12 protein-coding genes are annotated in these 14,865 nt (G+C 46.7%); 7 read left to right on the top strand and 5 right to left on the bottom strand.

Going from position 1 to position 14,865, the window contains the following annotated elements:
* The 6 genes from atpA to AB4323_RS19435 all read left to right on the top strand — a co-directional run bounded on the left by atpA (position 1) and on the right by AB4323_RS19435 (position 7,717).
* Positions 1 to 1,542, top strand: a complete 1,542-nt coding sequence (gene atpA / locus AB4323_RS19460; protein ID WP_017063023.1) for a F0F1 ATP synthase subunit alpha — start codon at positions 1 to 3, stop codon at positions 1,540 to 1,542.
* Positions 1,543 to 1,590: 48 nt separating this feature from the next.
* Positions 1,591 to 2,457 (top strand): F0F1 ATP synthase subunit gamma, encoded by an 867-nt coding sequence (gene atpG / locus AB4323_RS19455; RefSeq protein ID WP_016794171.1) that lies wholly within the window; start codon positions 1,591 to 1,593, stop codon positions 2,455 to 2,457.
* Between the two features lie 34 nt (positions 2,458 to 2,491).
* Complete coding sequence (gene atpD / locus AB4323_RS19450; RefSeq protein WP_017058792.1) at positions 2,492 to 3,895, top strand: F0F1 ATP synthase subunit beta; 1,404 nt, start codon at positions 2,492 to 2,494, stop codon at positions 3,893 to 3,895.
* 18 nt (positions 3,896 to 3,913) lie between these two features.
* A complete protein-coding gene (locus tag AB4323_RS19445; RefSeq protein ID WP_004735742.1) occupies positions 3,914 to 4,336 on the top strand; it encodes a F0F1 ATP synthase subunit epsilon in 423 nt (140 codons plus the stop codon).
* A 182-nt stretch (positions 4,337 to 4,518) separates the two neighbouring features.
* Entirely contained in the window at positions 4,519 to 5,877 is a 1,359-nt protein-coding gene (gene glmU / locus AB4323_RS19440) for a bifunctional UDP-N-acetylglucosamine diphosphorylase/glucosamine-1-phosphate N-acetyltransferase GlmU (RefSeq protein WP_372153141.1), read from the top strand.
* Positions 5,878 to 6,097: 220 nt separating this feature from the next.
* Positions 6,098 to 7,717 carry a diguanylate cyclase gene (locus AB4323_RS19435; protein WP_372153148.1) on the top strand — a complete coding sequence of 540 codons (1,620 nt, stop codon included), beginning with the start codon at positions 6,098 to 6,100 and terminating at the stop codon, positions 7,715 to 7,717.
* 71 nt (positions 7,718 to 7,788) lie between these two features.
* On the opposite strand, the gene punC is transcribed toward AB4323_RS19435, so the two are convergent.
* On the bottom strand, positions 7,789 to 9,000 hold the full coding sequence (gene punC, locus AB4323_RS19430; RefSeq protein WP_050633564.1) for a purine nucleoside transporter PunC: 1,212 nt from the start codon (positions 8,998 to 9,000) through the stop codon (positions 7,789 to 7,791).
* 163 nt (positions 9,001 to 9,163) lie between these two features.
* Here punC and punR point away from each other — a divergent pair, with 163 nt between their 5' ends.
* On the top strand, positions 9,164 to 10,078 hold the full coding sequence (gene punR, locus AB4323_RS19425; RefSeq protein ID WP_136974240.1) for a DNA-binding transcriptional activator PunR: 915 nt from the start codon (positions 9,164 to 9,166) through the stop codon (positions 10,076 to 10,078).
* 97 nt (positions 10,079 to 10,175) lie between these two features.
* On the opposite strand, the gene ilvA is transcribed toward punR, so the two are convergent.
* Genes ilvA through ilvM form a run of 4 tightly spaced genes read right to left on the bottom strand, consistent with a single transcriptional unit; the run spans position 10,176 to position 14,864 of the window.
* Positions 10,176 to 11,720: a threonine ammonia-lyase, biosynthetic gene (gene ilvA, locus AB4323_RS19420; protein WP_102429012.1), complete on the bottom strand. Its 1,545-nt coding sequence runs from the start codon at positions 11,718 to 11,720 to the stop codon at positions 10,176 to 10,178.
* A 3-nt stretch (positions 11,721 to 11,723) separates the two neighbouring features.
* Positions 11,724 to 13,565, bottom strand: coding sequence for a dihydroxy-acid dehydratase (gene ilvD / locus AB4323_RS19415; RefSeq protein WP_017058786.1), 1,842 nt, complete (start codon positions 13,563 to 13,565; stop codon positions 11,724 to 11,726).
* Between the two features lie 33 nt (positions 13,566 to 13,598).
* Entirely contained in the window at positions 13,599 to 14,567 is a 969-nt protein-coding gene (locus AB4323_RS19410; RefSeq protein ID WP_017063017.1) for a branched-chain amino acid transaminase, read from the bottom strand.
* 12 nt (positions 14,568 to 14,579) lie between these two features.
* Positions 14,580 to 14,864 (bottom strand): acetolactate synthase 2 small subunit, encoded by a 285-nt coding sequence (ilvM, locus tag AB4323_RS19405; RefSeq protein ID WP_017055442.1) that lies wholly within the window; start codon positions 14,862 to 14,864, stop codon positions 14,580 to 14,582.
* Position 14,865: the final 1 nt, after the last annotated feature.

Below are 14,865 nucleotides of genomic sequence, written 5' to 3'. Positions count from 1 at the left end.
ATGCAACTTAATTCCACTGAAATTAGCGATCTAATTAAACAACGTATTGAATCTTTCGACGTTGTTAGTGAAGCTCGCAATGAAGGTACTATCGTTTCTGTAAGCGATGGCATCCTTAGCATCCACGGCCTAGCGGACGTGATGCAAGGTGAAATGATCGAACTACCGGGTGGCCGTTACGCTCTAGCACTGAACTTGAACCGTGATTCGGTTGGTGCTGTTGTAATGGGCCCGTATGCTGACCTACAGGAAGGCATGAAAGTTACAGGTACTGGTCGTATTCTAGAAGTACCAGTAGGTCCTGAAATGCTTGGTCGTGTTGTAAACACGCTAGGTGAGCCAATTGATGGTAAAGGTCCAATCGAAGCTAAATTGACTTCGCCTGTAGAAATTATCGCACCAGGTGTAATCGACCGTAAATCGGTAGATCAACCTGTTCAAACTGGTTACAAGTCTGTTGACTCAATGATCCCTATCGGTCGTGGTCAACGTGAACTAGTAATCGGTGACCGTCAGACTGGTAAAACAGCAATGGCGATCGATGCGATTATTAACCAAAAAGATTCTGGTATTTTCTCTATCTACGTAGCTATCGGCCAAAAAGCGTCGACTATTGCTAACGTAGTTCGCAAACTAGAAGAGCACGGCGCACTAGCAAACACTGTTGTTGTTGTTGCATCGGCTTCTGAATCTGCAGCGCTGCAATACCTTGCACCGTATGCTGGTTGTGCGATGGGCGAATACTTCCGTGATCGCGGTGAAGATGCACTGATTGTTTATGATGACCTATCTAAGCAAGCTGTAGCTTACCGTCAAATCTCGCTACTACTTAAGCGTCCACCAGGTCGTGAAGCGTTCCCTGGTGATGTTTTCTACCTTCACTCTCGTCTACTAGAGCGTGCTGCTCGTGTAAGCGAACACTACGTAGAAGAATTCACTAAAGGCGAAGTGAAAGGCAAGACGGGTTCTTTAACTGCTCTTCCTATCATCGAAACGCAAGCTGGTGACGTATCTGCATTCGTACCGACGAACGTAATCTCGATTACCGATGGTCAGATCTTCCTACAAACTGAGCTATTCAACGCGGGCGTACGTCCAGCTGTTGACCCTGGTATCTCAGTTTCTCGTGTAGGTGGTTCGGCGCAGACTAAAATCATCAAGAAGCTATCTGGCGGTATCCGTACTGCTCTAGCTCAATACCGTGAACTTGCAGCATTTGCTCAGTTCTCTTCGGATCTTGATGAAGCGACTAAGAAGCAGCTAGACCACGGTCAAAAAGTTACAGAACTGATGAAGCAGAAGCAATACGCTCCTATGTCTGTATTTGACCAAGCTCTAGTAATCTTCGCTGCAGAGCGTGGATACCTTCAAGACGTTGAACTTTCTAAAGTTCTAGACTTTGAAGCTGCTTTACTGTCGTTTGCTCGTGGTCAATATGCCGATCTAGCAACACAGATCGACACAACGGGTGCTTTCAATAAAGAAATCGAAGCTGAGCTGAAGAAGCTTGTTGACGATTTCAAGGCAACCCAGACCTGGTAATTGGTAGGTGGTCTTAGGGCCACCTCATACCATTAACGGAGAGTAACGATGGCCGGCGCAAAAGAGATACGTAATAAAATCGGTAGTGTTAAAAGCACACAGAAGATTACGAAAGCAATGGAAATGGTAGCAGCTTCAAAAATGCGTCGTTCTCAAGACGCAATGGAAGCTACTCGTCCATATGCAGAAACAATGCGTAAAGTGATCGGTCATTTGGCTAATGGTAGCCTCGAGTATAAGCATCCTTATCTTGAGGAACGTGAAGCCAAACGTGTTGGTTACATCATCGTTTCTACAGACCGTGGTCTTTGTGGTGGTTTGAACATTAACTTGTTCAAGAAAGCCATGAACGACATGAAAGATTGGTCTGAGAAAGGTGCTGACGTTGAACTTGCAATTGTAGGTTCTAAAGCGACAGCATTTTTCAATAACAGCGGCGCGAAAGTAGCAGCTCAAGTTTCTGGTCTGGGCGATCGTCCAAGCCTTGAAGACTTGATTGGCTCTGTAAGCGTTATGCTGAAGAAATATGATGAAGGCGAATTAGATCGCCTGTTCGTAGTGTTCAACAAGTTTGAAAACACTATGGTTCAAGAACCAACGATCGATCAATTACTTCCTTTGCCTAAATCAGACAGCGAAGAAATGAAACGCAGTCATTCTTGGGACTACATTTATGAGCCCGAGCCAAAACCACTACTAGATGCACTATTGGTTCGCTATGTCGAATCTCAAGTGTACCAAGGTGTGGTTGAGAACCTTGCTTGTGAGCAAGCGGCTCGAATGATTGCTATGAAATCAGCAACAGATAACGCTGGTGACATTATTGATGACTTAGAACTTGTGTACAACAAAGCGCGTCAAGCGGCAATTACACAAGAACTTTCTGAGATCGTTTCAGGCGCAGCTGCGGTTTAAGCTTAGGTAAAACTAAATAGTTAGAGGATTAACGATGGCTACAGGTAAGATCGTACAGATCATCGGTGCGGTAGTCGACGTAGAGTTCCCACAGGGTGAAGTACCTCGTGTATACGACGCTCTGAATGTTAATGAAGTACAAGAACGTCTAGTTCTTGAAGTTCAGCAACAACTTGGCGGTGGCGTAGTTCGCGCAATCGTAATGGGTAGCTCTGATGGTTTACGTCGTGGTTTGACAGTTGAAAATACTGGCGCTCCAATCTCAGTACCAGTAGGTACTAAGACATTGGGTCGTATCATGAATGTCCTAGGTGACGCGATTGATGAGTGTGGCGAGATTGGTGCTGAAGAGCATTACGCCATTCACCGTGAAGCTCCAAGCTACGAAGAGCAGTCTAACGAGACAGCTCTTCTAGAAACTGGTGTTAAAGTAATCGACTTGATTTGTCCATTCGCTAAGGGTGGTAAAATCGGTCTATTCGGTGGTGCTGGTGTAGGTAAGACCGTTAACATGATGGAACTTATCAACAACATCGCACTTCAACACTCAGGCCTATCTGTATTTGCAGGTGTAGGTGAGCGTACTCGTGAAGGTAACGATTTCTACTTTGAGATGCAGGAAGCAGGTGTTGTAAACATCGAAAAACCTGAAGAATCAAAAGTAGCGATGGTTTACGGTCAGATGAACGAGCCACCAGGTAACCGTCTACGTGTTGCCCTGACTGGCCTAACAATGGCAGAGCGCTTCCGTGACGAAGGTCGTGACGTTCTACTGTTCGTTGATAACATCTACCGTTACACACTAGCAGGTACTGAAGTATCAGCACTCCTAGGTCGTATGCCTTCTGCGGTAGGTTACCAACCTACACTGGCTGAAGAAATGGGTGTTCTACAAGAGCGTATCACGTCAACTAAAGCTGGTTCTATCACGTCTGTACAGGCGGTATACGTACCTGCGGATGACTTGACTGACCCGTCTCCAGCAACAACGTTCGCTCACTTGGATGCAACGGTTGTACTTAACCGTAACATCGCATCTATGGGTCTATACCCTGCGATCGACCCGCTAGATTCTACTTCACGTCAACTGGATCCATTGGTAGTTGGACAAGAGCACTACGACATCGCTCGTGGCGTTCAGTCTACTCTTCAGCGCTATAAAGAGCTGAAAGATATCATTGCTATCCTAGGTATGGACGAGCTATCTGAAGAAGATAAGCAAGTTGTATCTCGTGCTCGTAAGATTGAGAAGTTCCTAACTCAGCCTTACCACGTAGCGGAAGTATTTACAGGTGACCCAGGCATTTACGTACCTCTTAAAGAGACTCTACGTGGCTTCCAAGGTCTTCTATCTGGTGAATACGATGACATTCCAGAGCAAGCGTTCATGTACTGTGGTGCAATTGACGAAGCTATCGAGAATGCTAAGAAGCTATAAGGCTAACTAGGAGGCGATATGGCAGCAATAACCTTTCACCTAGACGTTGTAAGTGCCGAGAAACAAATTTTCTCTGGTCTTGTTGAGACGTTTCAGGTGACCGGTAGTGAGGGTGAGCTTGGTATTTTCCATGGTCACACTCCACTGCTGACCGCTATCAAGCCTGGTATGGTGCGTATTGTTAAGCAGCACGGCCACGAAGAAATTATTTATGTTTCTGGTGGTATGGTAGAAGTTCAGCCTGGTACAGCGACTGTACTGGCTGATACAGCTATCCGTGGTGAAGAGCTAGACGCAGCAAAGGCGGAAGAAGCTAAACGCAAGGCTGTGGAGAATATCCAAAATCAGCATGGCGACATAGACTTCGCACAAGCGGCCGGTGAACTGGCTAAAGCCATTGCTCAGTTACGAGTTATCGAACTGACAAAACAGCGTCGTTAATCTTTTTAAGATTACAGACTCTGAGATAAAGGCGACCTAAGGGTCGCCTTTTTGCATTTTTAGATTCTCAAAAATGCTTCTTTTACGTATCACTACTGGTTAAATGGTTATTGCGATTTAATTTTTTGCCCAAAAACGGTTACAATATCGGCTTAATAAAAATAACGTTGGATAGGTTTACAATGAAGTTTAGCGCGGTAATTCTCGCGGCGGGCAAAGGCACTCGCATGTATTCAAACACACCAAAGGTTCTGCACACACTTGCGGGTAAGCCAATGGTGAAGCATGTTATCGATACATGTAATGGTCTAGGCGCTCAAAACATCAACCTGGTTTACGGCCACGGTGGTGATCAGATGAAGGCTACCTTAGCTGAAGAATCTGTAAACTGGGCACTGCAAGCTGAACAGCTCGGCACAGGTCACGCTGTGGATCAAGCATCTGCACATTTCGCTGATGATGAAAAAGTATTGGTGCTCTACGGTGATGTTCCACTAATCTCACCTGAAACCATTGAAAACCTATTAGACGCTCAACCAAACGGTGGCATCGCGCTACTTACTGTCGTGTTAGACAACCCGATGGGCTACGGACGTATTATTCGTCGTAATGGCCCTGTTGTGGCTATCGTTGAACAGAAAGATGCAACGGATGAGCAGAAGCTTATCAAAGAGATCAATACCGGCGTTATGGTGGCGACTGGTGGCGATCTGAAGCGCTGGTTGTCAGGTCTAAGCAACGACAACGCACAGGGTGAATATTACCTGACTGACGTTATCGCTGCGGCTCACGACGAAGGTCGTGCAGTTGAAGCGGTACACCCAGTAAGCCCAATTGAAGTGGAAGGCGTTAACGATCGTTCGCAACTGGCTCGTCTAGAGCGCGCTTACCAAGCTGAGCAAGCAGACAAACTATTGAAGCAAGGCGTAATGCTACGCGACCCTAGCCGCTTTGATCTGCGTGGTGAACTGCAGTGCGGTATGGACGTTGAGATTGATACTAACGTTATCATCGAAGGCAGCGTAAGCATTGGCGATAACGTGGTTATCGGCACTGGCTGCGTGCTGAAAGACTGTGAGATCGATGACAACACAGTTATTCGTCCATACAGCGTAATCGAAGGAGCGACTGTTGGTGAAGACTGTACGGTTGGTCCATTTACTCGCCTACGCCCTGGTGCAGACATGCGTAACGATTCGCACGTTGGTAACTTTGTTGAAGTGAAGAACACTCGCCTTGGTGAAGGTTCTAAAGCGAATCACCTAACGTACTTGGGCGATGCTGAAATTGGTCAGCGTGTAAACGTAGGGGCGGGTGCAATTACTTGTAATTATGATGGTGCGAATAAGTTTAAGACCATCATTGGCGACGACGTATTCGTTGGTTCAGACAGCCAATTAATCGCGCCTGTTACGATTGGTAATGGTGCTACCGTTGGAGCTGGCTCTACCGTAACACGCGATGTTTCTGAAAATGAGCTGGTTATCAGCCGTGCGAAAGAGCGTAAGATTGCTGATTGGAAACGTCCAACTAAGAAATAATCTCTAACGTTCAAAAGATATTCTTACGAAAGCCAGTAGCATCGCTACTGGCTTTTTTGTATCGGTCACTCACTGCTAACAAAATAATCAATTTGGCAATTGTATTTTTTTAATAGATTGTTAATATTCGGGCAGTAGTTCGGTATAAATGGGTTGATGTACGGTGATATTGGTTGAAAAGAAATGGCAAACATTGCCGATCATTATTTTGTCTTTTTCAATGTTAATAGGTCTCTATGGCTTTTATGTAACGTTGGAAAAGCTGGTTGTTGAGAATGAGCGTGATCACCTTGTCTCTTTGATGTCAGATGTTATCTATGAAATTCGTGAAGATAGTCAGTTATTTACAGCTGATATGGATGTCGATGATTACATCGGAGACTTAACGCAAGCCAACACTCGACTTCGAATCCAAGTGATCAGTCCTGATGGTGTCGTGATTGGTGATACGGATCTTTCAGACCATGCACTAGCTAGAGTCGAAAATCACGGTAACCGCCCTGAATTCAAGCAAGCCCTTCAACAAGGTACTGGCAGTGATGTCCGTTTTAGTACTGTTACCTCTATCGACCGAATCTATTATTCAATGAAAGAGAGCGTTAACGGACAAGACTTCGTTATCGTGATCTCTTCGCCAATGCATCAACTGAAACAGATGAATTTCCAATTGATGGGGATTCTGGTTGGGATGGTGTTGCTGAGTTTGAGTTTCTTGATTGGCACCTCTTACGTGAGCAATCGCCAAATTGTTCATCGAGTGGAGGAAGAACAGAAGAAGCAAGATGAGCGCATTCGCCAAAGAACCCATGAAATTGAGCTGATGCATCGCCTTGCGACTATGCTGGCCGCGTGCAGCAACATGGTTGAGGCGCAGCAGATCGTTTCAGATATCTTGCCGCGTATTCTTGGTCAGGTGAATGGCAGTGTTTCTTTGATGCGTGCATCTCGTAACCAGTTGAACACTCAGCTTGATTGGGGAGAAACATGGCCAGGCAGTGTCAGCTTTGCTCCGGAAGAGTGCTGGTCGCTGCGCAAAGGGCGTGCTCATCTATCGAATAACGATTTTCATTCTCTTACTTGTGGTCACATGCATGAAATGGACAACAATCAAACCTTGTGTATTCCGCTGACGGCGCACGGCAATACCATTGGCATTATGCACCTCTATTTTGGTCAAGGTGATATCAAGATTGATCCGATTATCGAACAGTTGGCTTTTAGTGTTTCTGAACACTTGGGGCTCGCTTTAGCCAACCTCAGCTTGCAAGAGAAACTGCGTTCTCAAGCATTGAGCGATCCGCTGACTGGCTTATTCAACCGTCGTTTCTTCGAACAAAAACTGGAAGAGCACTCAATGAATTCGCCCACCAGCGAGCAGCCATTATCGCTATTGATGCTCGATTTGGATCACTTCAAACGCTTCAATGACAACTTTGGTCATGATGCAGGTGACTTCGTATTGAAAGAGATCAGCGCACTGCTCAAACAGAGTGTTAGCGAAGACGAGATTGCTTGCCGACTCGGTGGTGAGGAGTTAGCGGTACTGCTTCCACATTATTCAATGCAAGAAGCGACGGAGTTTGGTCAAACCTTATGTGATACGGTGCGTTCAATGCACCTTGAGCATAAAGGTCTGTCATTAGGTCAGTTGGGTGTTTCGATAGGTGTCGCCACTTATCCTAAGCCAGCGTCTGATACCGAGTCTCTGGTTAAGATGGCCGATAATGCTTTGTACATGGCGAAAGATATGGGCCGCAGCCGAGTGGTTAACTATGATGAATATAGCCGCCATAAAGCGCCAGCGTTAGAAGTAGTCGATGGTGAAGTTGCTGCAAAATAAGTAGAAGTAAAATTTAGATATAAAAAAAGAGCGAGTAATCTCGCTCTTTTTTGTTTTCGTTAACTTAGAAACTAGTCTTGTTTCTCGTCAGCGACTACTCGAGAGTTGTCAGGTGTCGCGAAGTGTTCAGAAAGCTCTTTGTTCGAAACAATATAGCCAACCCACAACGCACCCAAACAGATCACAACGGCAATACCCGTCGCGCTTAGTGCTTGGCTAGCCATTGCCGCGACCAATGCACTTGATAGGCCACTGATACTGATTTGCAGGCTGTTTTGTAGACCAGCAGCTGTTGCTGGGCTTTGTTTAGCGCTTGATAGAGCACGGTTTACTACGATTGGGTAAAGTGCGCCGTTTGCGACAGCAATCAAACAGAAAGGCGCAAGTAGAGGCCAGATTGACGTCAGTTCCCACTGTGATGCGATAAAGATAAGCATCGCCGCTACACTGAACAAACCGATAAGGTTTCTTAGTACAACGCCATCGCCATATTTCTTCACTGCTTGCTTACCGAAGTAACCACCCGCCATGAACGCGATTGTTTGTGGGATAAAGCTCAAACCGATGTCTTTTGCTTCATAACCTAGCTGAGCCATGATCTCAGGCATACCCGTTAGGTAAGCGAAGAACGCTGCCGATGCTGATGCAAACATTAAAACATTACCCATGTAAGGCTTTGATTTAAGCAACATCTTGATGTCTGTCTTAATCGATGTTTGTTTTACTTCGGGCGCTTCTTTTGGTTGAGCCATTGTTGTTGCCACTAGCAATGCACCCATCAAGGTCAACGTGATGAAGATACTATGCCAGCCAAAGTTATCCGCCAGTAACACACCTAGCTGAGGTGCTAGTGCAGGAGATAGCGCAACCAAAGGCATGATGGTTGCAAAAATTTGCTGGCTACTGCTTTGTGAGTAACGCTTGATTACCATTGCTTGCCAGATTACCGCTGGAGCACATACACCGATCGCTTGAATGAAGCGTAGTGTCAGTAGGTGCCATACCTCGGTGCTGAATGCTAAGCCGAATGAAGCCGCAGTAAAGATAACAAGACCAACCGCCAACGTATTACGGTGACCATACTTGTCACTCGCTAGGCCCCAAAGAAGCTGACCCATTGCCATACCGCCAAGGAATACCGTTAAAGACAGGGCAATCTGCTCTGGGCCGGTTGCGAAATCAACTTCCATTGCCTTAAATGCAGGAAGGTACATATCGGTCGCAATAAAGCCAAGCATTGAAAGAACTGCAAGGTAGACCAATTGAAATTTAGAAATATTCATAAGATGCCATTAAGCTAAAGGTAATGATGTTTTTATCATCAAAAAAATTGTTTGATATACAGAAGTGAAGGCCCCTGTTTATTTATGCTGACATTATATTTTTCAGACCTGATAAAATAAAACGCTAAAATATGTGGTTATCAATCAAAAAATTTGAAGGCTTATGTTCTCTAAATCCTCTTTAGAAATGCTCGATACGGTAGCGCGCTTGGGCAGTTTTACCGCGGCGGCTGAGCAGTTGCACAAAGTGCCCTCGGCGATCAGTTATGGTGTCAGACAGGTCGAACAAGAACTGGATGTGCTGCTTTTCAGGCGTTTACCGAGAAAGGTTGAGCTCACTCCGGCAGGTGAACTGTTCATTGAAGAGGCGCGTGCACTACTGAGGCAAATGGAAGAGGTCAGTGCCCAGACTCGTCGAGCAGCTCGAGGTTGGAAGAAAACCTTGCGTCTGACGCTCGATAATGTGGTGAAGCTCGACAAGATGAAGCCGATGATTGAAGAGTTCTATCAAACCTTTGAGTTTGCCGAACTTCAGATCAACATGGAGGTATTCAACGGCTCATGGGAAGCGATTGCACAGGGCAGGGCGGATATCGTGATTGGCGCCACCTCAGCTGTGCCAGTTGGTGGCGATTTTGAAGTCAAAGACATGGGGCAATTAGATTGGGCATTTGTAATGTCGCCAAGTCACCCGTGTGTGCGCGAACAGAACCTCAATGAAGAGTTCGTGAGCCAATATCCAGCCATCTGCTTGGATGATACCTCCAGTGTGCTCCCTAAGCGACACACAGGCCACTACTCAAGTCAAAGACGCCTGTTGTTACCCAATTGGTATAGCGCAATTGAATGCCTTAAAAATGGAGTAGGGGTGGGTTATATGCCGAGGCACATTGCCGCGCCAATTATCGAACAAGGCTTGCTGGTGGAAAAAATACTGCCTGAACCGAGTCCGCAGAGTCATTGTTGTTTGGTGTGGCGAAAAGACGATAACCATAAGTTGATCGAGTGGATGGTGAAATACCTAGGATCGAGTGAACAACTTCACCAAGATTGGTTGGATCATCGCAAGGCGGTCTAATGATCTTAGCGAGAAGATCCTTTTCAAGTTTGAGTTGAATCAGCACCAATAAAAAGAGCGAGTAAATACTCGCTCTTTTTGATTCGGTCGTTAACTCTTATGACAAGAAGAACTTGTAGGAAGGGTTATCGGTTTCATCTTTACACTGATAGCCAAGCTCTCGTAGATGTGTTGAGAACTGAGCTAAATCATCATCATCCAGTTCGAATCCACACAATACACGGCCGTAATCAGCGCCGTGGTTACGGTAGTTGAACAGGCTGATATTCCAATGGGTACCTAAGGTATCAAGGAACTTAATCAATGCTCCTGGGTATTCAGGAAACTCGAAGCTGTATAGGCGCTCTTTCAATGGTTTTGATGGTTTGCCACCAATCATGTAACGAATGTGCAGTTTTGCCATCTCATCATCAGAGAGATCGACAACCGGGTAGCCGCCCTCACGTAAGTCATTGATGATGTGTTCGAGTTCTTCTTGACCACCTTGTAGGCGTACACCAACGAAGATATTCGCTAGGCTTTCGTCGTTGTGGCGGTAGTTAAACTCAGTTACCGCTCGACCACCAATAATATTACAGAACTCTAGGAATGCTCCTTGTCGCTCTGGAATCGTAACCGCAAGTAGACCTTCTCGCTTTTCACCCAGCTCACAACGTTCAGACACATAGCGCAGACCATGGAAGTTGGTATTAGCACCAGAAAGTACAGTTGCCAGTTGTTTGCCTTGCAGTTGGTTCTGCTCTGCAAACTTCTTTAAACCAGCCAGAGCAAGCGCACCAGAAGGCTCGGCAATCGCACGAGTGTCTTCAAAGATGTCTTTGACCGCAGAGCAGATCTCATCGCTAGACACGGCAATGTGACCATCGATGTACTGCTGACACAGACGGAATGTCTCTTCACCAATGCGCTTAACCGCAACGCCATCGGCAAACATGCTGACTTGATCCAGTACTACTGGCTCACCGGCATCCAGTGCTGCTTTCAAGCAAGATGAATCTTCAGGTTCAACCGCGATGACTTTTATTTCCGGCATCAATTGCTTAACTAGCACGGCAACACCCGCAGCCAAACCACCACCACCGACAGGCACAAAGATGTAATCCATGTGACCATTTTGCTGAAGCATTTCCATACCCATGGTGCCCTGTCCGGCGATCACCAATGGGTGATCGAATGGAGGCACAAAGGTGTAGCCATGTTCAGCGGAAAGGCGTTCTGCTTCAGCTTTAGCTTCATCAAAGTTGCTGCCGTGTAGAACTACGTTACCGCCAAAGCCACGTACCGCATCAACCTTGATGTCTGGTGTGGTTTTTGGCATCACAATCGTGGTTTGAATACCAAGCTTAGAACCGGACAGCGCCATACCTTGAGCATGGTTACCTGCCGATGCTGCAATCACACCTGCGGCTTTCTGTTGCTCTGAAAGGCTTGATACCATGTTGTAGGCACCACGTAGCTTGAACGAGTGGACCGGCTGACGGTCTTCACGCTTTAGCTGAACCTGATTACCAATGCGAGCACTTAAGCGAGGCATCTCTTGCAGAGGTGTCACGATTGCGGCTTCGTAAACTGGCGCTCTCAGGATCTGACGCAGATAATCTGCGCCAGTTTGTTTTTGGGGACTGACCGTGTCATCACTCATAGACTAGCCCTCTAGCTTAGACTTATCACGCACGGCGCCTTTGTCGGCACTGGTTGCCATGCTTGCGTAAGCTTTCAGTGCGAATGAAACTTCACGCTGACGGTTTTCTGGTTTCCAGCCTAGTGCGTCTTGCTTAACACGACGCGCTTCTAGCTCGGCTTCAGGCACATCAAGTGTGATTGAACGGCTAGGGATGTCGATAGTGATGATATCGCCAGTGTTTACTAGACCAATCACACCGCCACTTGCTGCTTCTGGAGAAGCGTGACCGATAGACAAACCGGATGTACCGCCAGAGAAACGTCCGTCAGTTAGAAGAGCACAAGACTTACCTAGACCCATAGATTTTAGGTAGGTAGTTGGGTAGAGCATTTCTTGCATGCCCGGACCACCTTTAGGACCTTCGTAACGGATAACAACCACTTCGCCTGCTTTTACTTTACCCGCTAAGATGCCGTCTACGGCTGTGTCTTGGCTTTCAAATACGATAGCAGGACCTTGGAATTTCAGGTTCTCTTCATCAACACCTGCTGTCTTAACGATACAACCGTCAACGGCGATGTTGCCTGAAAGTACGGCTAGGCCACCTTCTTGGCTGAATGCATTCTCTTTAGTACGGATACAACCTTCTTTACGGTCGTCATCAAGACGATCCCAACGGCAATCTTGTGAGAAGGCTTTGGTGGTACGAATACCTGCTGGGCCCGCGCGGAAGAACTTAAGTACCGCTTCGTCTTCTGTCTGCATGATGTCGTATTGAGCTAGCTGCTCTTGCATGCTTAGGCCAAGTACAGTGCGAGTTTGGTTGTTCAGTAGGCCTGCGCGGTCTAGTTCACCTAGGATAGCCATAACACCACCAGCGCGGTGAACGTCTTCCATGTGGTATTTAGGTGTTGAAGGCGCAACCTTACATAGGTGTGGAACGCGGCGAGACATCTCGTCGATATCACCCATATCAAAGTCGACTTCACCTTCTTGAGCTGCTGCCAATAGGTGAAGAACGGTGTTACTAGAACCGCCCATTGCGATATCCAGTGCCATCGCGTTTTCAAATGCTGCGCGGTTTGCGATGTTACGAGGCAGTGCTGATTCGTCATCTTGCTCGTAGTAACGCTTAGTCAGGTCAACGATACGCTTACCAGCATTGATGAATAGCTCTTCACGGTCAGCGTGCGTTGCTAGCATAGAACCGTTACCAGGCTGAGATAGGCCTAGCGCTTCAGTTAGACAGTTCATTGAGTTAGCCGTGAACATACCTGAACAAGAACCACATGTCGGACACGCAGAACGTTCTACTTGCTCACTTTGCTCATCAGAAATCGTTGGATCGGCACCTTGAATCATTGCATCAACAAGGTCTAACTTGATGATTTGATCGGAAAGCTTGGTTTTACCTGCTTCCATTGGGCCGCCTGATACAAAGATCACTGGGATGTTAAGGCGCATTGCAGCCATCATCATTCCCGGAGTGATTTTGTCACAGTTAGAGATACATACCATCGCATCCGCACAGTGAGCATTCACCATGTACTCTACTGAGTCTGCGATAAGCTCACGTGATGGCAGTGAGTACAGCATGCCACCGTGACCCATTGCGATACCATCATCAACTGCGATGGTGTTGAATTCTTTAGCGATACCGCCCGCTTTCTCGATTTCACCTGCTACCAATTGACCCATATCTTTAAGGTGAACGTGGCCTGGTACGAATTGAGTGAAAGAGTTTACAACTGCGATGATTGGCTTACCGAAGTCATCATCTTTAACGCCAGTTGCACGCCATAAAGCGCGCGCACCAGCCATGTTGCGTCCGTGGGTAGTCGTTGCTGAACGATAGATTGGCATTGCTTAAATCCTTATAAAATATTTGGCTGTTGCTTACTTAGTTGTTTGCGTTTGGTTTTCTGAAGTTTGGTCTGCTGGGTAAACGTAGTCTAACCAGCCCCACTTATCTTCAGTGGTTCCATTGAATAGACCAAAGTAAGCCGCTTGAACTTTTTCAGTGATAGGACCGCGTTTGCCTTCACCTACTGTAATTTTGTCTACGCTGCGAACCGGAACGATTTCCGCCGCTGTGCCTGTCATGAATACTTCATCGGCAAGGTATAGCGCTTCACGAGCAATGTTCTCTTCACGGATCTCATAACCCATGTCTTTTGCTAGTGTCATGATCGAATCACGCGTGATACCCGGCAGAATCGCACTGGTCGCTGGTGGTGTGGATAGCACGCCGTTACGTACCACAAAGATGTTCTCACCAGCCCCTTCAGAAAGGTAACCATCAACACTCAGTGCGATGCCTTCATCGTAACCATGACGGCGAGCTTCGCCACCAACTAATAGTGAAGATAGGTAGTTACCACCGGCTTTTGCTGCGGTTGGGATCGTGTTTGGAGCGGCACGGTTCCAGCTAGAAATCATTGCATCAACGCCGTTTTCTAGCGCTTCTTCACCTAGGTAAGAACCCCAAGGGAAAGCAGCGATGATCAGTTCCATCTCAGTGTTTTCTGGAGGGCATACGCCCAAACCTACGTTACCAACAAAGCCGAGAGGGCGGATGTACGCTGACTCTAGCTTATTTTGACGTAGCGTTTCGCGAGTCGCTTCCATAATTTCTTCCTCTGTGTAAGGAATAGGGAAGCGGTAGATTTTTGCTGAGTCTTTTAGGCGCTTAGCGTGCTCAGGGTGACGGAAAATAACCGGACCCTTTGGTGTGTTGTAGCAACGAACACCTTCAAATACGGAAGTACCGTAGTGCATTGCGTGAGTCAGGACGTGAACGTTCGCCTCTGCCCAAGGAACCATCTCACCGTTAAACCAAATATAGTCTGCCGTTTTAGCTGTCATGTTTGTGGTTCCTTATGCGTTTATCTTTTGTTGTAAGTTGTTGTTTGGCAATTCATTACGACTGATAGAGATAACGTCAACGGTACGCACATCCCACAGCTTTTCGATTTGATTGACTAAGAAAGAGATCGGACGGTCACTGTCTACAATGATCTCAACACTCGCCACTTTGCTTTCGTGGTTTTGAGTGCCCGCTACTTGCTTAACAATAAAGCCACGGTGGCGGATAACACGAAGAACACGCTCTAGTAGTACAGGCTTATCATCGGCTTTGATGTCTAATAGGTATCTTTTCATG

The sequence above is a fragment of the Vibrio sp. 10N.261.52.C11 genome, from assembly GCF_041471405.1.
Lineage (GTDB): Bacteria > Pseudomonadota > Gammaproteobacteria > Enterobacterales > Vibrionaceae > Vibrio > Vibrio crassostreae_C.
Note: the sequence above shows the minus strand (reverse complement) of the source record. Positions and strands in the feature narration are given on the sequence as shown.

Excerpts from the sequence above, each read along its gene's own strand:
- atpA (WP_017063023.1), top strand. The coding sequence starts at position 1 with ATGCAACTTAATTCCACTGAAATTAGCGATCTAATTAAACAACGTATT.
- atpG (WP_016794171.1), top strand. The coding sequence starts at position 1,591 with ATGGCCGGCGCAAAAGAGATACGTAATAAAATCGGTAGTGTTAAAAGC.
- atpD (WP_017058792.1), top strand. The coding sequence starts at position 2,492 with ATGGCTACAGGTAAGATCGTACAGATCATCGGTGCGGTAGTCGACGTA.
- AB4323_RS19445 (WP_004735742.1), top strand. The coding sequence starts at position 3,914 with ATGGCAGCAATAACCTTTCACCTAGACGTTGTAAGTGCCGAGAAACAA.
- glmU (WP_372153141.1), top strand. The coding sequence starts at position 4,519 with ATGAAGTTTAGCGCGGTAATTCTCGCGGCGGGCAAAGGCACTCGCATG.
- AB4323_RS19435 (WP_372153148.1), top strand. The coding sequence starts at position 6,098 with ATGTTAATAGGTCTCTATGGCTTTTATGTAACGTTGGAAAAGCTGGTT.
- punC (WP_050633564.1), bottom strand. The coding sequence starts at position 9,000 with ATGAATATTTCTAAATTTCAATTGGTCTACCTTGCAGTTCTTTCAATG.
- punR (WP_136974240.1), top strand. The coding sequence starts at position 9,164 with ATGTTCTCTAAATCCTCTTTAGAAATGCTCGATACGGTAGCGCGCTTG.
- ilvA (WP_102429012.1), bottom strand. The coding sequence starts at position 11,720 with ATGAGTGATGACACGGTCAGTCCCCAAAAACAAACTGGCGCAGATTAT.
- ilvD (WP_017058786.1), bottom strand. The coding sequence starts at position 13,565 with ATGCCAATCTATCGTTCAGCAACGACTACCCACGGACGCAACATGGCT.
- AB4323_RS19410 (WP_017063017.1), bottom strand. The coding sequence starts at position 14,567 with ATGACAGCTAAAACGGCAGACTATATTTGGTTTAACGGTGAGATGGTT.
- ilvM (WP_017055442.1), bottom strand. The coding sequence starts at position 14,864 with ATGAAAAGATACCTATTAGACATCAAAGCCGATGATAAGCCTGTACTA.